The 21,542-nt window shown below is 62.3% G+C and carries 19 protein-coding genes and 1 pseudogene; 12 read left to right on the plus strand and 8 right to left on the minus strand.

Annotation, left to right across the window (positions count from 1 at the left end; all coding sequences use genetic code 11):
* Positions 1-9: 9 nt before the first annotated feature.
* The gene (locus AC07OP_RS20895; RefSeq protein ID WP_027608632.1) at positions 10-672 is read right to left on the minus strand and encodes an amino acid ABC transporter permease; all 663 of its coding nucleotides are present in this window, start codon (positions 670-672) and stop codon (positions 10-12) included.
* A 52-nt stretch (positions 673-724) separates the two neighbouring features.
* Positions 725-1,573 carry a transporter substrate-binding protein gene (locus tag AC07OP_RS20900; protein ID WP_027608633.1) on the minus strand — a complete coding sequence of 283 codons (849 nt, stop codon included), beginning with the start codon at positions 1,571-1,573 and terminating at the stop codon, positions 725-727.
* Between the two features lie 332 nt (positions 1,574-1,905).
* Between AC07OP_RS20900 and AC07OP_RS20905 the strand changes: the two genes are divergently transcribed.
* Together AC07OP_RS20905 and AC07OP_RS20910 are read left to right on the plus strand one after the other, a co-directional pair.
* Entirely contained in the window at positions 1,906-2,154 is a 249-nt protein-coding gene (locus tag AC07OP_RS20905; protein ID WP_495102366.1) for a hypothetical protein, read from the plus strand.
* A gap of 75 nt (positions 2,155-2,229) precedes the next feature.
* Positions 2,230-2,499, plus strand: a pseudogene (locus AC07OP_RS20910) (thioredoxin family protein); the annotation flags it as partial.
* Positions 2,500-2,539: 40 nt separating this feature from the next.
* On the opposite strand, the gene AC07OP_RS20915 reads toward AC07OP_RS20910, so the two are convergent.
* The 3 genes from AC07OP_RS20915 to rpiB all read right to left on the minus strand — a co-directional run bounded on the left by AC07OP_RS20915 (position 2,540) and on the right by rpiB (position 6,143).
* Entirely contained in the window at positions 2,540-4,108 is a 1,569-nt protein-coding gene (locus tag AC07OP_RS20915; RefSeq protein ID WP_115488215.1) for a TerC family protein, read from the minus strand.
* A gap of 529 nt (positions 4,109-4,637) precedes the next feature.
* A complete protein-coding gene (locus AC07OP_RS20920) occupies positions 4,638-5,618 on the minus strand; it encodes a sugar-binding transcriptional regulator (protein ID WP_495102367.1) in 981 nt (326 codons plus the stop codon).
* A gap of 63 nt (positions 5,619-5,681) precedes the next feature.
* Positions 5,682-6,143 (minus strand): ribose 5-phosphate isomerase B, encoded by a 462-nt coding sequence (rpiB, locus tag AC07OP_RS20925; RefSeq protein ID WP_200434645.1) that lies wholly within the window; start codon positions 6,141-6,143, stop codon positions 5,682-5,684.
* A 283-nt stretch (positions 6,144-6,426) separates the two neighbouring features.
* Here rpiB and AC07OP_RS20930 point away from each other — a divergent pair, with 283 nt between their 5' ends.
* From AC07OP_RS20930 to dhaL, 7 genes are all read left to right on the plus strand, one after another.
* The gene (locus AC07OP_RS20930; RefSeq protein WP_495102368.1) at positions 6,427-7,914 is read left to right on the plus strand and encodes a sugar ABC transporter ATP-binding protein; all 1,488 of its coding nucleotides are present in this window, start codon (positions 6,427-6,429) and stop codon (positions 7,912-7,914) included.
* Positions 7,911-8,888 (plus strand): ABC transporter permease, encoded by a 978-nt coding sequence (locus tag AC07OP_RS20935; RefSeq protein WP_027608638.1) that lies wholly within the window; start codon positions 7,911-7,913, stop codon positions 8,886-8,888. Before AC07OP_RS20930 ends, AC07OP_RS20935 begins: the two co-directional genes overlap by 4 nt.
* 36 nt (positions 8,889-8,924) lie before the next feature.
* The gene (locus tag AC07OP_RS20940; RefSeq protein WP_027608639.1) at positions 8,925-9,932 is read left to right on the plus strand and encodes a substrate-binding domain-containing protein; all 1,008 of its coding nucleotides are present in this window, start codon (positions 8,925-8,927) and stop codon (positions 9,930-9,932) included.
* An 87-nt stretch (positions 9,933-10,019) separates the two neighbouring features.
* Complete coding sequence (locus tag AC07OP_RS20945; protein WP_495102369.1) at positions 10,020-10,775, plus strand: SDR family oxidoreductase; 756 nt, start codon at positions 10,020-10,022, stop codon at positions 10,773-10,775.
* A 27-nt stretch (positions 10,776-10,802) separates the two neighbouring features.
* Positions 10,803-11,918 (plus strand): MDR/zinc-dependent alcohol dehydrogenase-like family protein, encoded by a 1,116-nt coding sequence (locus AC07OP_RS20950; protein ID WP_027608641.1) that lies wholly within the window; start codon positions 10,803-10,805, stop codon positions 11,916-11,918.
* Between the two features lie 151 nt (positions 11,919-12,069).
* Positions 12,070-13,071 carry a dihydroxyacetone kinase subunit DhaK gene (locus AC07OP_RS20955; RefSeq protein ID WP_065941967.1) on the plus strand — a complete coding sequence of 334 codons (1,002 nt, stop codon included), beginning with the start codon at positions 12,070-12,072 and terminating at the stop codon, positions 13,069-13,071.
* Between the two features lie 3 nt (positions 13,072-13,074).
* Positions 13,075-13,722 carry a dihydroxyacetone kinase subunit DhaL gene (dhaL, locus tag AC07OP_RS20960; RefSeq protein WP_065927173.1) on the plus strand — a complete coding sequence of 216 codons (648 nt, stop codon included), beginning with the start codon at positions 13,075-13,077 and terminating at the stop codon, positions 13,720-13,722.
* On the opposite strand, the gene AC07OP_RS20965 is transcribed toward dhaL, so the two are convergent.
* Complete coding sequence (locus AC07OP_RS20965; protein ID WP_027608644.1) at positions 13,679-14,575, minus strand: LysR substrate-binding domain-containing protein; 897 nt, start codon at positions 14,573-14,575, stop codon at positions 13,679-13,681. The genes dhaL and AC07OP_RS20965 overlap by 44 nt on opposite strands.
* A 150-nt stretch (positions 14,576-14,725) precedes the next feature.
* Here AC07OP_RS20965 and AC07OP_RS20970 point away from each other — a divergent pair, with 150 nt between their 5' ends.
* Positions 14,726-16,234 carry an MFS transporter gene (locus AC07OP_RS20970; protein WP_495102370.1) on the plus strand — a complete coding sequence of 503 codons (1,509 nt, stop codon included), beginning with the start codon at positions 14,726-14,728 and terminating at the stop codon, positions 16,232-16,234.
* Positions 16,235-16,487: 253 nt separating this feature from the next.
* Here the strand turns inward: AC07OP_RS20970 and sohB are convergent, their stop codons facing one another.
* A complete protein-coding gene (gene sohB, locus AC07OP_RS20975) occupies positions 16,488-17,513 on the minus strand; it encodes a protease SohB (RefSeq protein WP_495102371.1) in 1,026 nt (341 codons plus the stop codon).
* A 195-nt stretch (positions 17,514-17,708) separates the two neighbouring features.
* Here sohB and AC07OP_RS20980 point away from each other — a divergent pair, with 195 nt between their 5' ends.
* Entirely contained in the window at positions 17,709-18,419 is a 711-nt protein-coding gene (locus AC07OP_RS20980; protein WP_092356735.1) for a histidine phosphatase family protein, read from the plus strand.
* Between the two features lie 56 nt (positions 18,420-18,475).
* Positions 18,476-18,790 carry an SCP2 sterol-binding domain-containing protein gene (locus AC07OP_RS20985; RefSeq protein ID WP_005788868.1) on the plus strand — a complete coding sequence of 105 codons (315 nt, stop codon included), beginning with the start codon at positions 18,476-18,478 and terminating at the stop codon, positions 18,788-18,790.
* 67 nt (positions 18,791-18,857) lie between these two features.
* Here the strand turns inward: AC07OP_RS20985 and AC07OP_RS20990 are convergent, their stop codons facing one another.
* Positions 18,858-21,533, minus strand: coding sequence for an MGH1-like glycoside hydrolase domain-containing protein (locus AC07OP_RS20990; protein ID WP_495102372.1), 2,676 nt, complete (start codon positions 21,531-21,533; stop codon positions 18,858-18,860).
* Positions 21,534-21,542: the final 9 nt, after the last annotated feature.

The following is a 21,542-nucleotide window of genomic DNA, read 5'->3' on the forward strand; positions in this document are numbered from 1 at the left end:
ACACCCTCCTTAACGACGGATCGCCAGACGCTGCTCCAGGTAACGGAGCAGCATGGCAATGAGGTAACAGGCCGCCACGTAGAGCGCGGTCGTGACCAGCCAGGTTTCAATCACCCGGTAGCTTTCGACGTTGATCTTGCGGGCGTAATAGGTCAGCTCGGGCACTGCGATGGCGGCGGCCAGGGACGTGTCCTTGAACAGCGAAATGAAGTTGTTCGACAACGCCGGCAACACATTGCGCAGCATCACCGGCACGGTGATATACGCACGGATCCGCCATTCGCCGAGGCCGATGGCCAGTCCGGCTTCACGCAAGCCCTTGGGAATATTCAACAGCCCGGCGCGGAACACTTCGGTCAGGTAGGCACCGGCGTACAGCGACAGGGTGATGATGAACGACGGGATCTTGTCTAGGCGGATACCCAGGCTGGGCAACGCAAAGTAGATCAACAGGATCAGCACCAGGATCGGCGTATTGCGGATCACCGTCACATACACCGAGGCCAGGATGCGCAGCGCACGGTGTCTGGACAGCATGGCAAACGCCATCAACAGGCCGATCACGCAGCCGATGGCGATCGACAGCAATGCCAGTTGCAGGCCCAGGCCGAGCCCCGCCAGCAAGGTGTCGAAATCGCGCCACACGGCGGCAAAGTTCAACTGATAGTTCATGGTCAGCAGTACCTGATGGGGGCGCCGTTGGCGGCGCCCCGGTTTTCACGAATCACTTGAACTCGACGGGGAAGCCGATGGCAGGTTCCGGCAGGTCCACACCGAACCACTGCTTGAACGACGCCTTGTAGGTGGGGAATTCCACACCGGTCATGGCTTCATGCAGCGCGGTATTGACGAAGTTCAGCCAGTCCTGGTCGCCACGCTTGACCGCGCACGCGTAGGTTTGCGGGCTCCAGGCATAGGCCGGGCTGCGGTAGCGGCCGGGGTTCTGCACCATCAGGTATTTGACCGAGGACTGGTCGGTGGCGGCGGCATCGGCGCGGCCGGAGTTCACCGCCTGGTACATCAGGTCGACGCTGTCGTACTGGTCGACCTTGGCCTTGGGCAGTGCCTGGTGCACCAGTTCTTCGGCATACACGTTCTGCAGCACCGCCACGGTGACGCCATCGCCCGCCGCCTGCAGGTCTTCGATTTCCTTGTACTTGCTGTTGTTCGGCAGCAGCAGGCCCACGCCTTCGCGGTAGTACGGCAGCGTGAACGCCACTTGTTGGGCACGGCTGGCGGTGACGGTGATGAACTGGCAGCTCATGTCGACCTTGTCGGTCAGCAGGTTGGGAATGCGTGCGTCGGACGACTGCACCACAAACTCGACCTTGCTCGGGTCGTTGAACAAGCCCTTGGCCACAATGCGGCCGATGTCGATATCAAACCCCTGCAACTTGCCATCCGCTCCCTGGAAGTGCCACGGCGCATTGGTACTGCCTGTACCCACGATCAGGTGCCCACGCTTGAGCACATCATCGAGCTTGCTGTCCGCCGCCTGCACGATGCCTGCGAGGGAAGCCGATGCGGCGAAGAGAAAAACACACGCTTTGAACACGGAAGGTCGGTGATGCATGACAAGCACTCCAGGAGTTGTGTATTCCGCTATACCGGAACTTAGTATGTAACAACGGAATAGACAGCAGAAAGTGTGCCACACGCACCCGCAGAAAAACATGCCTGGGATAAAGGCTTGTTAAATCAGATAGATAAATATTTCTGGGAGATAAGGCGCTACGCCAGCACCTGCAATCACTTTGCTACCCAGGGCCCCATAAGGCGGTGACAGGTCCCGGCGGACGCACTGCAACAGCGTTACCGCGCACCGTTGCAGTGCGCGTGCAGCGTGGAAAAATTCCCACGCTGGACTAGCCTTGGCACATCCCTGCCGACAAGGACCCTGCCCTGATGAAGTCATGTCTTACCCTGCTGGTGCTCACCTTGCTGGCAGCCGGCAACGCGTCGGCCAGCAACGACCGCCGCGACTGCAAGGAAGAACTGCGCAGGCTCAAGGAAGCCTTCGACACCAACTACACCAGCCAGAACCACCACGACTACCGCCGGGCCAAGGCCTCCCGGGACAATGAGGAATACCGCAAATGCGCGAACCAGGCGCGCAAGGCCCGGGAACGTGTGGAGCGTGAGGCAGACCTGTGAAGGTTGACAGTAGACGAAGGTGATCCTCCGGCCTAGCGTTGGCAAAAAGCCGCAGCGTCCAGGAGGAACATTGTCATGGGGTATGCCACCGCAACCATCGCCAACGCCGAGGAGTATCAACGCCTGCTGAGCACATCACGCCCGGTGTTCCTACTATTTGTCTCGCAGCATTGCGCTGCCTGTGCAGGCTCGGCACCCTTGTTTGAACGGATAGCGGGCAAATACCCCGCTGTGACGAGCCGGGTACTGGATTGCGCCCAGACGCCAAGGCACCCGGAGGTCACGGGCACCCCAACGCTGTTGATCTACCTCAACGGCAACCTGGTCGAGAAACTCAAGGGTTTCGGCCCCGAGGATCAACAACCACAGCGGGTAGAAGCGCTATTCAAGCGCTATGCGCTTCTCCAGGATGCAGCAGCACCTGTGTCACCCGCCGCTCCTCCACCGCAGCCACCGTCAGGCGCCAGCCCTCATGCTCCAGGTCATCGCCCACCACCGGCAGGCGGTCGAGCAGGCTCATGACCAGACCGGCCAGGGTCTGATAATCCTCGGTCGCGACGGCCTTGAAGCCGGTACGCTGACGAATCTGGGTGAGATTCAGGGCGCCATTGGCACGAAAACCCGCGCCCTCCTCGACAATATCCGGTCCTTCGATCTCACTGGCATCCGGCAACTCACCGGCAATGGATTCAAGAATGTCGGTCATGCTCAGTACGCCCATGAAGTCACCGAATTCGTTGATCACGAAGGCGATATGGGTGGATTCCTGGCGCATCTGTTCCAGGGCGTTGAGGATCGAAAAGCTCTCCAGCAGGTTGATCGCCCGGCGTGCGAGGTGCTCCAGGTTCGGCTCGTTGCCGGCCAGGTATTCCTTGAGCAGTTCCTTCTTGTGCACGAAGCCCAACGGCTCATCCACCGCGCCATTGCGGATCAACGGCAGGCGCGAATAGGACGAATGCATCAGCTTCAGGCGAATCGTGTCGGGGTCGTCCGCCAGGTCGATAAAGTCGACGTTGGCCCGCGGCGTCATCAAGCTGCGAATCGGCCGCTCGGCCAGTTGCAGCACACCGCTGATCATCACCCGCTCGCGTCGGTCGAACAGCGGCCCCTGGGCGGCATCCGTCTCGCCCAACAGGTCAGCCACCTCTTCACCCACTTCCTCCACCGCCAGGCTGCGACCGCCGAGCAAGCGCATCACCGCATGGGCCGTACGTTCACGCACCGGCAACACGCCCTGGGCCGACTTCTTGCGACGCGCCCGGGCAATCTGATTGAACACCTCGATCAGGATCGAGAAACCAATCGCCGCGTACAGGTAGCCCTTGGGAATATGGAAACCCAGGCCTTCGGCGGTCAGGGCGAAACCGATCATCATCAGGAAGCCCAGGCACAGCATGATCACCGTCGGGTGGGCGTTGACGAAGCGTGTGAGCGGCTTGCTCGCGACGATCATCAGGCCGATGGAAATGATCACGGCGATCATCATCACCGCCAACTCATCCACCATGCCCACGGCCGTGATCACCGCATCCAGGGAGAACACCGCGTCGAGCACCACGATCTGCGCCACAATCGGCCAGAACATGGCGTATGCCACGTTGCCGGTGCGCTGGGCCACATGGCCTTCCAGGCGTTCATGCAATTCCATGGTGGCCTTGAACAACAGGAACACACCGCCGAACAGCATGATAAGGTCACGGCCGGAGAAGCTCTTGTCGAACACCTCGAACAGCGGCTGGGTCAGGGTCACCAACCAGGAAATACTCGCCAGCAGGCCCAGGCGCATCAGCAACGCCAGGGACAAACCGATCAAGCGCGCACGGTCGCGCTGCTCCGGCGGCAGTTTGTCCGCCAGGATCGCAATAAACACCAGGTTATCGATGCCCAGCACCAGTTCCAGCACAATCAAGGTCAACAGGCCGAGCCAAGCCGTTGGATCCGCTAACCATTCCATTTATATCAGTCTCTCTACAGGTTTCAGAATGCCGGGCACGGCAAGGCGCGGTCAGTGGACCGGGACAAGGCTGGCAGTCGGAATACGAGGTGTTTCAGCGGGAACAGCGGCAGCGGATGTCTTGGGGAAAGACGACTGGGAGGCTCCGAGAGGATGTTCATGCAGGTCCTGAAATAACAAAAGGACTTGAATCCTACAGGCGAAATACAAATTCCCTACAACGCAAAACTATTACAAAACCTGTCTTCGAACCCCACACAAAATCATGTGGGAAGGGGCTTGCCCCCGATGAGCGTGGGTATTTTCAGATCCTGCCCAATCTCTGTGGTGAGCGGGCTTGCCCCGCGCTGGGCTGCGAAGCAGCCCCAGTAAAGAAGAACGCGGTGTATCAGGCGCTCTGTAGAGGCTGGTTTTGGGGCTGCTTCGCAGCCCAGCGCGGGGCAAGCCCGTTCACCACAACAGCCCTGTCTGCCGGGCGTCCGGCGTTGAGCCAACGTTGTGTAGATACCCATGCCCAGATGAGGGCGTGTCAGGTTTTACGGGTTGCATCGTCCAGCGCCAGGATGGTGTGGGCATTCGTCACCGTCGTCGCCAGGGTATTGATCACCCCCGACCGCAACGCCCCCAACGTCGCCGCCGCCTTGGTGTTCTCACTGGCAATCGCCACCACGTCCGGGATGCGGAACAACTCCTGCACCGTCAACCCGATCACTCGCCCCTGGATCGCGTTGACTGCCGGCTGGCCGTGGATGTCGATGAAGTCATAGCCCATCATGTCGCCCACGGTACCGGACAGGCGTGCCTGGGCGATCTCCTGGGGCGAGAACCAGCCCATACGGACCATGTTGCTGTTCTCGCTCATGTCGCCGATGCCGATCAGCGCCATGTCAGCCCGCCGCGCACGGTCGAGGGTCGAGCGCACCGTGTCATTGTTGATCAACACCCCGCGCAACTCCGGGTTGGCCACCAAGGCCGGGGCGTACAGGCTTTCACTCTCGCCGCCAAAGCGCAGGGCCAGGCGCCGGCAGATGTGATCGGGGTTCATGTATTCGCCGGCCTTGAGCGAACCGCCAATGGCGCAGACAAATGTGCAGTTGCGCGTCACCGGCAGGAACACGTTATCGGCCACGGCGCCGACGTTGCGGCCCATGCCGACGGCGACGATCATGCCGTCGCTCAAGGTCTTGTTCAGGTAGTTGGCCACCAGGCTGGCGACGGCCGAGCGCTGGGTATCGGGGTCGCGGTGGTCCACCGCGATCAACGCGCGATCCAGCTTGAAGCGCGCCACCAAGGCCTGTTCCAGCTCGTTGTTCATCGCCGGATGCTGCAAGACGCGCACCTCGACAATGCCTTCATCCCGCGCACGTTTGAGCAATCGGCTGACTTTAGCCCGGGACAGGTCGAAGCGCTTGGCGATGGCTTCCTGAGTGACGTTCTCGAGGTAATAGAGCATCGCCACTTCGGTCATCTGATCAATATCGCTGGCCATGCGCTGGGTACTGTCACTCATGGGGACGGGCTTCCGTTTCGGCGTCAAAGGCGCATTCTCCCGACTCTTGCCCTGCTACGTCCACTATTGATGCCCATCGCGCTCAATCGCATTGATGCGCTCGACCTTGGCCCCGGAACGGGCCGCCTCGAACTCCGACTCTAGGAACGACTTGACGACGCTTTTCGCCAGTTCGGCGCCGATCACCCGCGCGCCGATAGAGAGGATCTGCGCATCGTTGCTCTTGCGCGCCCGCTCTGCCGAGTACGTGTCATGGGCCTGGGCCGCACGAATTCCAAGCACCTTGTTGGCCGAGATCGCCATGCCGATCCCCGTGCCGCACACCAGCACGCCCAGGCGCTGCTGCCCGGCGTTGATGGCGGTGGCCACGGCCAGGGCGATGTCCGGGTACAACACCGGCGCGGTGGAATGGGTGCCGAAGTCGGTCACCGGATAGCCCAGCGCCTCGATATGGCGCTTTAACAGCTCCTTGAGCTCAAAACCCGCTTCATCGCATCCGATAGCCACCGGGAAAGGTGTGTTCATGGTGTCTGGCTCCGCTGCCGTGAGGGTACTTACGATTGATCAATTGATCACTCAATGAAATTTCTATCATTCATTTCGCAGGCGTTACCCCTCTTATGTCAAGCGGGATTTAACTGACCTGCCAGTCAAAGCGCTCTAAAAAAGGGTAATTGGCGAAAAAGATCAGAATCACCGCATTTACATGAAAGAGATTGACTGATCAGAATTTCATTTGATACACATATGATCACAGCGAAACATGACTGTGCGACCTAATAAGAATTCACAGCACGAGGACACGCCGATGGCCACGCCATTACTGCTCCAGGCTGAACACGTCGCCAAGGCTTACGCCGGGATCCCTGCCCTGCGTGACGGGCGCCTCTCTCTGCGGGCCGGCAGCGTCCACGCCCTGTGCGGCGGCAACGGCGCAGGCAAGTCGACTTTCCTGAGCATCCTGATGGGTATCACCCCGCGTGATGCCGGCAGCATTCTGCTCAACGGCACCGCCGTACAGTTCAATCGCCCCAGCGAAGCCCTCGCGGCGGGGATCGCGATGATCACCCAGGAACTGGAACCGATCCCCTACATGACCGTCGCCGAAAACATCTGGCTGGGCCGCGAACCGCGCCGCGCCGGCTGCATCGTCGACAACAAGGCCTTGAACCGCCTCACCCGCGAACTGCTGGAAAGCCTGGAATTCGAGGTGGACGCCAGCAGCCCCATGCACCGCCTGAGCGTGGCGCAGATCCAGCTGGTGGAAATCGCCAAGGCGTTCAGCCATGACTGCCAGGTGATGATCATGGACGAGCCCACCTCGGCCATTGGCGAGCGCGAAGCCGAAACCCTGTTCAAGGCGATTCGCCGCCTCACCGCGCGGGGCGCCGGCATCGTCTATGTATCGCACCGCTTAAGCGAACTGGCGCAGATCGCCGATGACTACAGCATCTTCCGCGACGGCGCCTTTGTGGAAAGCGGACGCATGGCCGATATCGACCGCGACCACCTGGTGCGCGGCATCGTTGGCCAGGAACTGACCCGCATCGACCACAAGGTCGGCCGCGAATGCGCCGCCGACACCTGCCTGCAAGTCGACAACCTCAGCCGCGCCGGCGAGTTCCACGACATCAGCCTGCAACTGCGCCAGGGTGAAATCCTCGGCATCTACGGCCTGATGGGCTCGGGGCGCAGTGAATTCCTCAACTGCATCTATGGCCTGACCGTGGCGGACTCCGGCAGCGTCACCCTGCAAGGCAGGCCCATGCCCGTCGGCCTGCCCAAGGCGACCATCAATGCTGGCATGTCGCTGGTCACCGAAGACCGCAAGGACAGCGGCCTGGTGCTGACCGGCAGCATTCTTTCCAACATTGCACTGTCGGCCTACAAGCGCCTGTCGAGCTGGTCGCTGATCAACGCACGCAAGGAAACCCAACTGGCCCAGGACATGGTCAAGCGCCTGCAGATCAAAACTACCTCACTGGAACTGCCGGTGGCGTCCATGAGCGGCGGCAACCAACAGAAAGTGGTGCTCGCCAAATGCCTGTCGACCGAACCGGTGTGCCTGCTGTGCGATGAGCCGACACGGGGTATCGATGAGGGCGCCAAGCAGGAGATCTACCACCTGCTGGATCAATTCGTGCGCGCCGGTGGCGCCGCCATCGTGGTGTCGTCGGAAGCCCCGGAACTGTTGCACCTGAGTGACCGCATCGCCGTCTTCAAGGGCGGCCGCCTGGTGACCATCAGCACCGACACCGCCCTTTCCCAGGAAGCCCTGTTGAGTCTTGCCTCATGAACGCCAAAACCATTGCCGCCCCTATCACCACCGCACCGCGCAACCGCCTGCGCCTGTCCCTCGACCGTTTCGGCCTGCCGCTGGTGTTTATCCTGCTGTGCGTGGTGATGGCGTTTTCCAGCGAGTACTTCATGACCTGGCGCAACTGGATGGACATCCTGCGCCAGACCTCCATCAACGGCATCCTCGCGGTGGGCATGACCTACGTGATCCTGACCAAGGGCATCGACCTTTCCGTCGGCTCGATCCTGGCCTTTGCCGGATTGTGCAGCGCCATGGTCGCGACCCAGGGCTACGGGCTGCTGGCGGCGGTGAGCGCGGGGATGTTTGCCGGGGCGATGCTCGGCGTGGTCAACGGCTTTATGGTCGCCAACCTGTCGATCCCACCGTTCGTGGCCACCCTCGGCATGCTCAGCATTGCCCGCGGCATGACCTTCATCCTCAACGACGGCAGCCCGATCACCGACCTGCCCGACGCCTACCTGGCCCTGGGCATCGGCAAGATCGGCCCGATTGGCGTGCCGATCATCATCTTTGCGGTGGTCGCGCTGATCTTCTGGATGGTGCTGCGCTACACCACCTACGGCCGCTACGTGTACGCGGTGGGCGGCAATGAAAAAAGCGCGCGCACCTCCGGGATCGGCGTACGCAAGGTGATGTTTTCGGTGTACGTGGTGTCCGGCCTGCTCGCCGGGCTGGCCGGCGTGGTGCTGTCGGCACGCACCACCTCCGCCCTGCCCCAGGCCGGGGTGTCCTATGAGCTGGACGCGATTGCCGCCGTGGTGATCGGCGGCACCAGCCTGTCGGGCGGTACCGGCAGCATTGTCGGCACGCTGTTCGGCGCGTTGTTGATCGGCGTGATCAACAACGGCCTGAACCTGCTCGGCGTGTCCTCCTATTACCAGCAGGTCGCCAAGGGCCTGATCATCGTGTTTGCAGTACTGATCGACGTGTGGCGCAAGAAAAAACGCTAGAGAACGACCACTACAACAATAACCGGAGTTCCCCCCATGAAACTTGGTACCACCCTGGCCGCCGCAGCGGCTCTCTCCCTGCTCGCCGGCAGTATCGCAATGGCCGCCGATGGCAAGACCTACAAGGTCGGCGCGGCCGTCTACGGCCTCAAGGGCCAGTTCATGCAGAACTGGGTCCGCGAGCTCAAGGAACACCCGGCGGTCAAGGACGGCACCGTGCAGTTGACCGTGTTCGACGGCAACTACGACGCCCTGACCCAGAACAACCAGATCGAAAACATGGTGACCCAGCGCTACGACGCAATCCTGTTCGTGCCGATCGACACCAAGGCCGGCGTCGGCACGGTCAAGCAAGCCATGAGCAACGACGTGGTGGTTATCGCCTCCAACACCAAGGTCGCCGACGCCTCGGTGCCCTACGTCGGTAACGATGACGTCGAAGGCGGCCGCCTGCAGGCCCAGGCCATGGTCGACAAGCTCAACGGCAAGGGCAACGTGGTGATCATCCAGGGCCCGATTGGCCAGTCGGCGCAGATCGACCGCGAGAAAGGCGAGCTGGAAGTGCTGGGCAAGCACCCTGGCATCAAGATCATCGAGAAAAAGACCGCCAACTGGGACCGCGCCCAGGCGCTGGCGCTGACTGAAGACTGGTTGAACGCCCACCCCAAAGGCATCAACGGCGTGATCGCGCAGAACGACGACATGGCCCTCGGCGCCGTACAGGCCCTCAAATCCCACGGCCTGACCTCCAAGGATGTGCCCGTCACGTCCATCGACGGCATGCCGGACGCGATCCAGGCGGCGAAGAAAGACGAAGTCACCACCTTCCTCCAGGACGCCCAGGCCCAGTCCCAGGGCGCACTGGACGTGGCGTTACGCGCACTGGCCGGCAAGGACTACAAACCGCAGTCGGTGATCTGGGAGCGCTATGCCAAGGACGTGAAATGGGGCGATGGCACGGCCAAGACCTACATCCTGCCGTGGGTGCCCGTGACTAACGCCAACGCCGATGCGCTGTACAAACAGGTCAGTGGCGGTAAGTAGTCATTGGCTTGAAATACAGTCAAGTGTGGGAGAGAGCTTGCCCCCTCCCACATTGGACCTCGATGGTTATTGAAAGAGGAGTCATGCATGTCTGGATTCTGGAACCAAGCCTTCGACCTCAACGGCCGTTGCGCGGTGATCACCGGCGGTGCCGCCGGTATCGGCCTGGCCTGCGCCAGCCTGCTGGTGGAGCGCGGCGCCCGCGTAGCGTTGCTCGACCGCGACCCGGCGGTGGCTGAAGTGGCAGCAAGCCTGGGTGCCGGGCATCTGGGCATTGCCGTCGACCTCAGCCGGATCAACCAGGTGCAACACACCATCGACCAGGTCTTCGCACACTTCCAACGCCTGGACTACCTGATCAACAGCGCCGGGGTGGCCCTGCTGGACAAGGCCGTCGATGTCAGCGAAAGCGCCTGGGACACCACCCTCGACATCAACCTCAAGGCCAGCTTTTTCGTGGCCCAGGCCTGCGCGCGGCACATGCTCGCCCAGGGCAGCGGGCGCATCGTCAACCTCGCGTCCCAGGCCGCGGTGATCGGCCTCGACCGCCACGTCGCCTACTGCGCCAGCAAGGCGGCCATCGTCGGCATGACCAAGGTGCTGGCCATGGAATGGGCGCCGCATATCAACGTCAACGCCATCTCCCCCACCATCGTCGAGACCGCGCTGGGCAAGAAGGCCTGGGCCGGTGAAGTCGGCGAACGGGCCAAATTGCAGATCCCGGCGGGCCGCTTTGCCCAGCCGGAGGAAATCGCCGGGCTGGCGTTGTACCTGCTCAGCGATGCCGCGCAGATGATCACCGGCGCCAACCTGGTGATCGACGGCGGCTACAGCATTCAGTAATTCATTTATCTGTCGTGAGGTTTTGTCATGTCCACTGTCACCGAACGCACACCCGAACAACTCTCGCCGGTCATCCCGAAAACCATGCAGGCCGTGGTTTGCCATGGCCCGGAAGACTATCGCCTGGAAACCGTCGACGTGCCCACGCCCGGCCCCGATGAGATCCTCACCAAGGTCGAGTTGTGCGGCATATGCATGGGCGACATCAAGACCTATCGTGGCGCGCCGTCGTTCTGGGGCGATGCCGAGCAACCGCGCTACGTCAAGCCGCCGATGATCCCCGGCCATGAGTTCGTGTGTCGCGTGGTGGCCCTGGGCCCGGGCGCGGAAAAGCGCGGCGTGAAGGTCGGTGACCGGGTGATCTCGGAGCAGATCGTGCCGTGCTGGGGCTGTCGCTTCTGCAACCACGGCCAGTACTGGATGTGCCAGAAACACGACCTCTATGGCTTCCAGAACAATGTGCAGGGTGCCATGGCCCAGTACATGATCTTCACCAAGGAAGGCATCATTCACAAAGTGCCGGAATCCATCGCCCCCGATGAAGCGATCCTGATCGAACCCCTGGCCTGCTCACTGCATGCGGCGGAACGCGCCAACGTCGACCATGACGACGTCGTGGTGGTGGCCGGTGCCGGCACCCTGGGCCTGGGCATCATCGGCGCCGTGCGCCTGCGCAACCCGAAAAAACTCATCGTGCTCGACATGAAACCCGAACGCGCCGCCCTCGCCCTGCGCATGGGCGCCGACGAAGTGTGGAACCCGGCCGAAGTGGACGTACTGGCCAACATCCGCGCGATCACCGACGGCTATGGCTGCGACATCTATATCGAGGCCACCGGGCACCACAAGGCGGTGAACCAGGGCCTGGCGATGCTGCGCAAGCTGGGGCGCTTCGTGGAGTTCAGCGTATTCAACGACGAGGCCACGGTGGACTGGTCGATCATCGGCGACCGCAAGGAGCTGGACATCCTCGGCTCGCACCTGGGGCCGTACATGTACCCGCGGGCCATCGACTTTATCGGCAACCGCAAGATCGATATGCGCGATGTAGTCACCCACAAGTTCGCTCTGGCGGACTTCAAGGAAGCGTTTGCGGTGATGGAACGTGGCGACAAGTCGCTCAAGGTTGTACTAGAGCCCTAAGCACCCCACAGGTCCAAATGTGGGAGGGGGCTTGCCCCCGATTGCGGTGGCTCAGTAATAGATAAGCTAACTGTCACACCGCTATCGGGGGCAAGCCCCCCCCCCCCCACAATTGGATAGCGGTGAACCCATAAAAACAGGAACCCGCGTTATGAATCGAGTCATCAACGATCCGGACCAAGTGGTCGAGGACATGCTGCGCGGCATCCTGGTCGCGCACCCCGAACTGCGCCAGTACGAAAGCAACCCACGGGTGATCGTCAAGGCCAGGCCTTCCGGGCCAGGGCGTGTCGGCATTGTCACGGGGGGCGGCTCCGGCCATGAGCCGGCCTTTCTCGGCTATGTCGGCCCCGGCCTGGTCGACGCGGTGGCCGTCGGTGAGATTTTCTCCTCGCCCACCGCCAAGAGCTTTTTCGACGCCTTCCGCGCCGCCGACCATGGCGCCGGCGTGGCCTGCCTGTACGGCAACTATGCCGGCGACAATATGAACGTGAAGCTGGCGATGAAAATGGCCGCCAGCAAAGACATGCGCATCCGCACCGTGGTCGCCAACGACGACGTGGCCTCCGCGCCCAAGGCCGAGATCGCCAAGCGTCGCGGCGTGGCCGGGGAAATCTTCATGTGGAAGATCGGCGGTGCCGCCGCCGCCCAGCACTACGACCTCGACGGCGTGATTCGCGTCGCGCAGAAAACTGTCGACCACTGCCGCTCGATCGGCATCGGCCTCACGCCCTGCACCATTGCCGCCGTGGGCAAGCCCAACTTCCAGATCCCCGACGGCCAGATGGAACTGGGCATCGGCCATCACGGCGAACCGGGCATTGAGGTCATCCCCATTGAGTCCGCCGCCGCCATGGCCGAGCGCATGCTCGCGCCGATCCTCGCCGACCGCGACTTCAGCCAGGATGACAGCGTGGTGGTGCTGGTCTCCGGTCTTGGCGCCACGCCGGTGATGGAGCTGTATATTTTCTACGCCGAGGTGGAACGCCAACTCAACGCCAAGGGCCTGAAGATTCACCGCTGCTACGTCGGCAACTACTTCACCTCCCTGGAAATGATGGGCGTGACCCTGACCCTGCTCGGCCTCGACGCGGAGCTGAAAACCCTGATCGACCAACCCTGCCGCTCCATCGGCATGACCCAGGCGGACTGAACCATGAGCCAGCATTTTTCCAGCCACCACGGCAGCGCCATCGTCACCGACCTGGTCAGCGTGATCGTGGCCAACCGTGAATACCTCAGCGAAGTCGACGGCGCGATTGGCGACGGCGACCATGGCATCAACATGGCCAAGGGCTTCGCCCATTGCGGGCGCACGATCGAAGGTCGCCAACTGACCCTCGCCGAAGCCCTGGATGAGCTGACCCTGAGCCTGATGGAAGGCATCGGCGGCTCCATGGGGCCGTTGTATGGCAGCCTGTTTATCGGCATGGCCGACGAAGTGCGCGGCCGTGACGACATCGACGCAGCCACCTTCGCCCACCTGTTGCGCGGCGGCCTGACCTCGTTGCAGGACATCACCGAAGCGGGCGTGGGCGACAAGTGCCTGATGGACACATTGATCCCGGCGGTGGAAGCCTTCGAGCGCGCGCACGCCTCGGGGGCGTCCTTCAGCGATGCACTGGAGGCAATGAAAACCGCCGCCTCCCAGGGGCGCGACTCCACCAAGGACCTGGTGGCGAAGATCGGCCGCGCCAGTCGCCTGGGCGAGCGCTCACTGGGCGTGCTGGATGCGGGGGCGGTGTCGTGCTGCCTGATCCTTACGCGCCTGGCGGATTCGGTGCAGCCGCGCCTGAGTGCTTGACCTGCTGGATATACCGCGCCACCGCCGGCGCTTTCTCGAAGCGCCGGTGAATCAGCGACAGCCACGAGGATGCGTCGCAGCCCTGAATGCTGCGATACACCACGCCCGGCAACTGCACATGCCCGACCATTGATGCGGGCACCACCGCCACGCCCTGCCCCATCGACACCAGCGCCACCACCGCGACCAGCCCACCGGGCTGTGGCCCCAGGCGCGGGGCATAACCGCCTTGCGCGGCGACATGCAGGGTGCCGCTGATTTGCTCCGGCAGGATAAATGTCTCGTTTTGCAGGTGTTCGCAGCCAATGGCTGCGAGCCCCAGCAGCCAGGAATCCTGGGGCAGCGCCAGGACAAAACCTTCGCCGTCCAGGCGCACCGCCTCCACCCCCTCGGGCAAGGTCATCGGCGAGCGGATGTAGCCGATGTCGTAGCGCCCGTCCGCCACCGCACTCGGCAACGTGGCCATGGCGCATTCGCGCACCGTCACGCTGACGTCGGGAAACGCCTGGCCGAACGCACGCATTTGCCGCTGCAACAGCCCGGCGTACAGCGCCGAGGCGACGTAACCCAATTCGATATGGCCGATCTCGCCACGCCCGGCGCGCTGGGCATGGTGCTGGGCGAATTCGAACTGGCGCACGGTGGCTTCGGCTTCGACCAGCAAGGCGGCGCCGGCTTCGGTGAGGCTGACTTCGCGTTGCCGGCGGATAAACAGGCGCGTGCCCAGGCTGGTTTCCATGTCCTGGATCTGTCGGCTCAGGGTCGGCGGCGCAATGCCCAATTGCTCGGCGGCACGGGTGAAGTTGCGCTGCCGGGCCACGGCGAGGAAGTAGCGAAAATGGCGGATATCCATAACAGGATTAGCTCAAAGGTAATGAAGTGCTCCACAGTGGCTAACAATACCAGCAGCGGCGAGGGATAAGCTCGAAGCACCTCAACACTGGAGCGCCCTTGCGATGCCCACCAACTGCATTTCCCCTATTGCCCGTAAGGCAATCAAACCATGAGTCGGGTCAGCCCACGCCTGACGTTGCTCACCGCGTCCGGTGTCTGCTCGCTGATCGTGCTCGACACCAATATCGTCGCCGTGACCCTGCCGAGCATCGCTCGCGACCTGGGGGCGAACTTTGCCGATATCGAATGGGTCGTCAGTGCCTACATGCTGGCGTTTGCCGCCTTGCTGCTGCCGGCCGGGAGCCTGGCCGATCGGTTCGGACGCAAGAAATCCCTGGTCTGGGGCCTGAGTATTTTTATCCTCGCCTCCCTTGGCTGCGGGGCGGCGCCGAGTGCGTTGTGGCTGGATATCGCCCGCGCGGTCAAGGGCGTCGGTGCAGCGTTATTGCTCACGTCAGCCCTGGCCTCCATTGGCCACACCTTCCACGATGAAGTCGAGCGGGCCAAGGCCTGGGCGTTCTGGGGCGCCTGCATGGGCGTGGCGATGACGGCCGCGCCGACCCTGGGCGGCTTGATCACCGAGTACCTGGGCTGGCGCTGGATTTTCTACCTCAACCTGCCCGTGGGCCTGGCGCTGATGAGCCTGGTGCTGCACGCGATTCCGGAATCCCGCGATAGCCAATCCGCCCGCCTCGACCCGTGGGGCAGCCTGGCCTTCAGCGCGAGCCTGTTGTGCCTGATCTGGGGCCTGATCGAGGCCAACCGTATCGGCTGGGATAACCCGCTGACCTATGCACGCCTGATCGGCGGTGCGGTGTTGCTGGGTGTATTTGTAGGGGTCGAACGTGTGCAGCAGCGGCCCATGGTGGACCTGCAACTGTTTCGCCACCCGCGTTTTATCGGCGCCTTGCTCGGGATGTTTGCCTACGCCGGCTGCGCCCAAGTGATGATGACGCTGCTGCCGTTCTATCTGCAGAACGGCCTGGGTTTCTCCGCGATTGCCTCGGGCCTGGGCATGCTGCCGTTCGCCCTGACCATGCTGGTCTGCCCCCGGATCGGCGCGCGGCTGGCGGGGCGCTTCGCACCGGCAACGATGATGGCGGCCGGGTTGACCCTGGTGGGCTGCGGCAACCTGCTGAGTGCCTGGGCGGTGAATATCGGCGGCTACCTGCCCTTCGCCCTGGCGATTGCCGTCACCGGTGCCGGTGCCGGTTTGCTCAATGGTGATACGCAAAAAAACATCATGGCCTGCGTGCCACGGGACCGTGCGGGGATGGCCTCGGGCATGAGCACCACCATGCGGTTCAGCGCGATCATGTTGGCGATTGGCGTGTATGGCGCACTGCTGAGCAGCCACAGCGAGCACGTGTTGCGCGCACGTATCGACACGCAATGGCAGGCGCAGGCGGCGGGGATTGCTTCACGGGTGGTGGCCGGGGATATGCCGGCGGCAATGAGCTTGTTGCCGGAGCCGGCACGGGCGGTGGTGCAACCGCTGGCGCGGCAGGCGTTTGTGGATGGGTTCAGCGGGGTGCTGTGGGTGGCAGGGTTATTGGGATTGCTCGGAGCACTGGTGGTGGGGAGGCTGATGCGCAAACCGATACCCACACCGAACTAAATGTGGGAGGGACGGTGCGACGATTCGACTTGCCCCCGATGAGCATAGGTATCTACAAAAATTTGTAGCAGCCAACGCTAACCACGATGCGAAGCGAGCCGCTCTTGATCTTGATCTTGATCTCAGGCGCCCCGTTAAACCACGCTGGCCGGAATTCGATAGTGATTTGGGGGGTAAACCGGCAGGGATGCCGGTTTATCCGCCATCGGGGCAAGCCCCCTCCCACAGGTATTAGCTATCCCCCAAAGTGGGCTTACCAGAAGCGTTGCTGGGTCAGGCGGCTCCACCAGGTCAGCAGCACCTGGTCTACCGAGCCGCTGGCCGCCAGGCCCACCCGTTCCTGCAGGCTTTTACGCTCGGCATAGTGCAGGTGGAACACTTCGGCGGTCTTGGCCTTGGTGGCCAGGTATTCGTCGCTGGTTTGCAGTTCGTCGACCAGTTGCTTATCCAGCGCGGCCACACCCAGCCACACCTCTCCGGTCGCTACGTCATCAATCGCCAGCTGTGGGCGATAACGCGAGACGAAGTTCTTGAACAACTGATGGGTGATGTCCAGATCTTCCTGGAACTTCTCGCGGCCTTTCTCGGTGTTTTCGCCAAACACCGTGAGGGTGCGCTTGTACTCGCCGGCGGTCAGTACTTCAAAGTCGATGTCGTGCTTTTTCAGCAGGCGGTTGACGTTGGGCAACTGCGCCACCACGCCAATGGAGCCGAGGATGGCAAACGGTGCGCTGATGATCTTCTCGCCGATGCACGCCATCATGTAGCCGCCGCTGGCCGCGACCTTGTCGATGCACACGGTCAACGGCACGCCCGCCTGGCGGATACGCGCCAATTGCGACGACGCCAGGCCGTAGCTGTGGACCATGCCGCCGCCGCTTTCCAGGCGCAGCACCACTTCGTCCTTGGGCGTGGCCAGGCTCAGAAGCGCGGTGATTTCATGGCGCAGGCTCTCGGTGGCCGAGGCCTTGATGTCGCCGTCGAAATCCAGCACGAACACCCGTGGCTTGACCTCGGGTTTCTTCTTGCCGTTCTTCTTTTCGGCTTTGCTTTCGGACTTGCGCAGGGCCTTGAGCTGCTCCTTGTCGAGCAGGCTCGACTCCAGGCGCTCACGCAGGCCCTTATAGAAGTCATTGAGCTTGCTGACCTGCAGTTGGCCGGCGGCTTTGCGACGCCCTTTGCTGCGCAGTGCCGCGAAGCTGATCAAGACCACCAGAATAGCGACCACCAGGGTGACGGTCTTCGCCAGAAAGCTCGCGTATTCAGCCAAAAAATCCATGTGTCTCCTTAACAATGCACGGCGCCAGGCGCGGATTGCCCAAGCATACCGACGGGATCGCCGGGCGGCCAGTGCTCAAACCGCCAGCAGGAACGCGCTCCAACGAGCTTTTAAAACAAGCGTATGTTTTTTCATTGACAGCACCCTGGCATCCTCATAACCTCGCCAGACTTTCAACGTACCGGGAAAACGGACGTGGGCAGCATCTATTTGATTCGACATGGCCAGGCCTCCTTCGGTGCAGACGACTATGACGTGCTGTCGCCCGTCGGCGTGGAACAAGCGCAAGTGCTCGGCCGCCACCTGGCGGATATGGGCCTGGTGTTCGACCGCTGCATCGCCGGCGACCTGCGCCGCCAGCAGCACACCGCCACTGCCGCCTTTGATCAATACAGCACCCTCGGCCTGCCGGTGCCTGCATTGGAAACCGACAGCGCCTTCAACGAATTCGACGCCGACGCGATCATCCGCGCCCTGCTCCCCGACCTGCTCGGCAGCGAACCCGACGCCCTGGACATCCTGCGCAACGCCGCGCAAAACCGCAGCGAATTCCAACGCATTTTCGCCCTGATCATCGAGCGCTGGCTGGCCGGTACCTATGACCCCCCGGGGCTGGAAAGCTGGCTGGGCTTCGTCGAGCGCGTCCAGGGTGGCCTGCAACGCATTCTGGAAGCGGCGGACAACACGCAGAAGATCGCCGTGTTTACCTCCGGCGGCACCATCACCGCCCTGCTCCACCTGATTACCCGGATGCCTGCCGCCCAGGCCTTCGAACTGAACTGGCAAATTGTTAACACCTCGCTCAACCAGCTGAAATTCCGCGGTCGCGAGGTGGCACTGGCTTCCTTCAACAGTCACACCCACTTGCAACTGTTGAAGGCGCCGCAACTCATCACCTTCCGATGAAGTGCGGCCAACCGTGACCCCAAGGTCACTGGACTCACCATAAAAGGATCGAAACCATGACTGACGTAGCTAAAGCCGTAGAAGCAATGAAAGCCAAATTCAACCCAAGCGCTGCCGAAGGCTTGGACCTGGTGTTCGGTTTCCGTATCGACGACACCAAGAACTTTTCCCTGGTGGTCAAAGACAAGACCTGCGAACTGCAGGAAGGCGAAAACCCGGACGCCCAAGTGACCCTGGTCATGGACAGCGAGACCCTTGAAGGCATCGTCGACGGTTCCACCGACGGCATGCAGGCCTTCATGGGCGGCAAGCTGCGCACCGAAGGCGACATGATGCTGGCCATGAAGCTGAGCGAACTGTTCCCTTCCTGATTCACGGGCAACCCTGAATCTCTGTGGGAGGGGGCTTGCTCCCGATGGCGGTTTGTCAGTCGCGTCATCAGTTGACTGATCCACCGCTATCGGGGGCGAGCCCCCTCCCACATTTGGGCTGTAGCAGCAACGCCACCAACGCACTCCATCCGGTCTGGTGCGAAGCCCCCAACCCCCGCCCCGTCTCGCCATGGAAATACTCATGGAACAACACCAGGTCACAACTGGCCGGGTCCGCCTCCAACTGCGCATACCCCGCCATCGACGGTCGTGAACCGTTTTCATCCCGCAGAAACAGGCGGGTCAAGCGCTGGCTGAGGCTGTCGGCCACGTCCTCCAGGGATGCCAGATACCCGCTGCCCGTGGGGTATTCCACCGAGAAGTTGTCCGCGTAGTAGCGGTGAAATTCCCGCAGCGATTCGATCAGCATGTAGTTCACCGGCATCCACAAGGGCCCGCGCCAATTGGAGTTGCCACCGTACAGGCGCGAGTCGGATTCACCTGGCTGGTAACGGGCGCACAGGGTGTCGCCATTCATCTTCAGCGCCAGTGGCTGCTCGGCGAACGCCTTGGACAGGGAACGCACACCAAAGGCCGAGAGGAATTCGTCGTCATCGAGCATGCGCCGCAGCAGATCCTTGGTGCGCTCGCCACGCAACAGCGCCAGCAACAGGCGATTGCCCTGCCCCGGTTCGTTCCAGCGCGACACCAGTTTGGCCAGGTCCGGCCGGTGATGCATGAACCCCAACAGCCGTTCACGCAACCCCGCCAGCCCTTCGTGTTCGCGCTGTTCCAGCACCAGCACGGCAAACAACGGCATCAGGCCGACGATGGAGCGCAGGCGCACCGGCTCGTTCTGGCCGTCGGGACGGTGCAGTACGTCGTAGAAGAACAGGTCCTGCTCGTCCCACAGGCCTTCGGCGCTGTCGTCAACACGGTTGATAGCGCCGGCGATATACAGGAAGTGCTCGAAAAACTTCACTGCAATATCGACGTACACGACATTGCGTTTGGCCAACTCCAGGCCGATACGCATCAAGTCCAGCGCATACGCCGCCACCCAGGCGGTGCCGTCGGCCTGATCGAGCTGATACCCCGGCGGCAACGCGGCCGAGCGGTCGAACAAGGCGATATTGTCCAACCCCAGGAAGCCGCCCTGGAACAGGTTGCGACCCTCGGCATCCTTGCGGTTGACCCACCAGGAAAAATTCAGCAGCAGCTTGTGGAAGATCCGCTCGAGGAAATCCAGGTCGCCCACACCGGTCAGCGCCTTGTCCTGCTGGTACACGCGCCAGCTGGCCCAGGCATGCACCGGTGGGTTGGCGTCGTCGAAGCGCCATTCATAGGCCGGCAGTTGGCCGTTGGGGTGCATGAAGCGGTCCTTCACCAGCAACAACAACTGTTGCTTGGCATACCCCGGATCGATCAGGGCAAACGCCACCGCCTGGAAGCCCTGGTCCCAGGAGGCGTACCACGGGTATTCCCAGGTGTCGGGCATGGACAGGATGTCGAAGTTGGACAGGTGCCGCCAATGGGTATTGCGGATATGCAGGCGCTCGGGCGGTGGCGCGGGCTGGGCCGGGTCGCCGTCGAGCCACTGGTTCACATCGAAATAGTAGAGCTGCTTGGACCACAGCAAGCCGGCCAGGGCCTGGCGCTGCACGTTGCGCGCGTCGTCATCGACGAGGCCTTGCTGCAAGGCGGCGTAGAAGTCATCGGCTTCCTGGCGACGCTGCTCAAACAGTTTGCGCGCGTTGACCTCCGGCGCGTCCACGGGCGCAAGGCGCAGGTAAAGGCTTTGGCTTTGCAGGCCCGCCAGTTCAAGGATAAAGCGCGCGGCAACCTTGGTACCGGTGTCGCGACGAATCGCAGCGTCCAGCCCTTCAACCACATAATCGTTGATCCCGTCCTTGAACGGCCCCGGCGCCGGTTGCCCGCCCAGTCGCGGGAAGTTGCTCTCGTTTTCACAGAACAGCCATTCCACGCCCTCCTGCCCCCAGGCGCTGAGGCGCAGATCGGGCAATGCATGATGACGGGCCAGCACGTGTTCGCCGTCCAGCCTCAACTGCGGCTTGGGCGCATCCGAGGTCCAGCTCCAGTCATTGCGCGCCCATAGCTGCGGCAGCACCTGCAGGCGCGTCGGCTGCTGCGAGCGGTTGTGCACGGTGACGCGCATGAAAATATCGTCGGGCTGGTGCTTGGCGTATTCGATGCTGACGTCGCAGTAATGGTTGTCTTCGAACACGCCGGTATCAAGGATCTCGTACTCGGCATCGCCCAGCCCGCGCCGGGCGTTCTCGGCAATCAGGTCGGCGTAGGGAAAGGCCGCATGGGGGTATTTGTAGAGCATGCGCATGTAGGCATGGCTGGGCACACCGTCGACGAAAAAGTACAGTTCCTTGACGTCTTCCCCGTGGTTGCCCTCGGCGTTATTCAGGCCGAACAGGCGTTCCTTGAGGATCGCGTCGCGCTCGTTCCACAGGGCCAGGCCCAGGCACCAGCGTTGCGCCTTGTCGCTGAAACCGGCCAGGCCATCCTCGCCCCATCGATAGGCGCGGCTGCGTGCATGTTCATGGGGGAAGTAAGCCCAGGCATCGCCGTCAGCGCTGTAGTCTTCGCGCACCGTGCCCCATTGGCGTTCGCTCAGGTAGGGGCCCCACTCGCGCCAACGCTCGGCCTCCGGCGTCGCCAGGCGTTGGCCTTCGATCGTGTCCAGTATTCGGGTGTCGGGTGTGGCCGTCATCGGGTCCTC

It is taken from the genome of Pseudomonas sp. GW821-FHT09D08, assembly GCF_059416305.1.

Excerpts from the sequence above, each read along its gene's own strand:
- AC07OP_RS20895 (WP_027608632.1), bottom strand. The coding sequence starts at position 672 with ATGAACTATCAGTTGAACTTTGCCGCCGTGTGGCGCGATTTCGACACC.
- AC07OP_RS20900 (WP_027608633.1), bottom strand. The coding sequence starts at position 1,573 with ATGCATCACCGACCTTCCGTGTTCAAAGCGTGTGTTTTTCTCTTCGCC.
- AC07OP_RS20905 (WP_495102366.1), top strand. The coding sequence starts at position 1,906 with ATGAAGTCATGTCTTACCCTGCTGGTGCTCACCTTGCTGGCAGCCGGC.
- AC07OP_RS20915 (WP_115488215.1), bottom strand. The coding sequence starts at position 4,108 with ATGGAATGGTTAGCGGATCCAACGGCTTGGCTCGGCCTGTTGACCTTG.
- AC07OP_RS20920 (WP_495102367.1), bottom strand. The coding sequence starts at position 5,618 with ATGAGTGACAGTACCCAGCGCATGGCCAGCGATATTGATCAGATGACC.
- rpiB (WP_200434645.1), bottom strand. The coding sequence starts at position 6,143 with ATGAACACACCTTTCCCGGTGGCTATCGGATGCGATGAAGCGGGTTTT.
- AC07OP_RS20930 (WP_495102368.1), top strand. The coding sequence starts at position 6,427 with ATGGCCACGCCATTACTGCTCCAGGCTGAACACGTCGCCAAGGCTTAC.
- AC07OP_RS20935 (WP_027608638.1), top strand. The coding sequence starts at position 7,911 with ATGAACGCCAAAACCATTGCCGCCCCTATCACCACCGCACCGCGCAAC.
- AC07OP_RS20940 (WP_027608639.1), top strand. The coding sequence starts at position 8,925 with ATGAAACTTGGTACCACCCTGGCCGCCGCAGCGGCTCTCTCCCTGCTC.
- AC07OP_RS20945 (WP_495102369.1), top strand. The coding sequence starts at position 10,020 with ATGTCTGGATTCTGGAACCAAGCCTTCGACCTCAACGGCCGTTGCGCG.
- AC07OP_RS20950 (WP_027608641.1), top strand. The coding sequence starts at position 10,803 with ATGTCCACTGTCACCGAACGCACACCCGAACAACTCTCGCCGGTCATC.
- AC07OP_RS20955 (WP_065941967.1), top strand. The coding sequence starts at position 12,070 with ATGAATCGAGTCATCAACGATCCGGACCAAGTGGTCGAGGACATGCTG.
- dhaL (WP_065927173.1), top strand. The coding sequence starts at position 13,075 with ATGAGCCAGCATTTTTCCAGCCACCACGGCAGCGCCATCGTCACCGAC.
- AC07OP_RS20965 (WP_027608644.1), bottom strand. The coding sequence starts at position 14,575 with ATGGATATCCGCCATTTTCGCTACTTCCTCGCCGTGGCCCGGCAGCGC.
- AC07OP_RS20970 (WP_495102370.1), top strand. The coding sequence starts at position 14,726 with ATGAGTCGGGTCAGCCCACGCCTGACGTTGCTCACCGCGTCCGGTGTC.
- sohB (WP_495102371.1), bottom strand. The coding sequence starts at position 17,513 with ATGGATTTTTTGGCTGAATACGCGAGCTTTCTGGCGAAGACCGTCACC.
- AC07OP_RS20985 (WP_005788868.1), top strand. The coding sequence starts at position 18,476 with ATGACTGACGTAGCTAAAGCCGTAGAAGCAATGAAAGCCAAATTCAAC.
- AC07OP_RS20990 (WP_495102372.1), bottom strand. The coding sequence starts at position 21,533 with ATGACGGCCACACCCGACACCCGAATACTGGACACGATCGAAGGCCAA.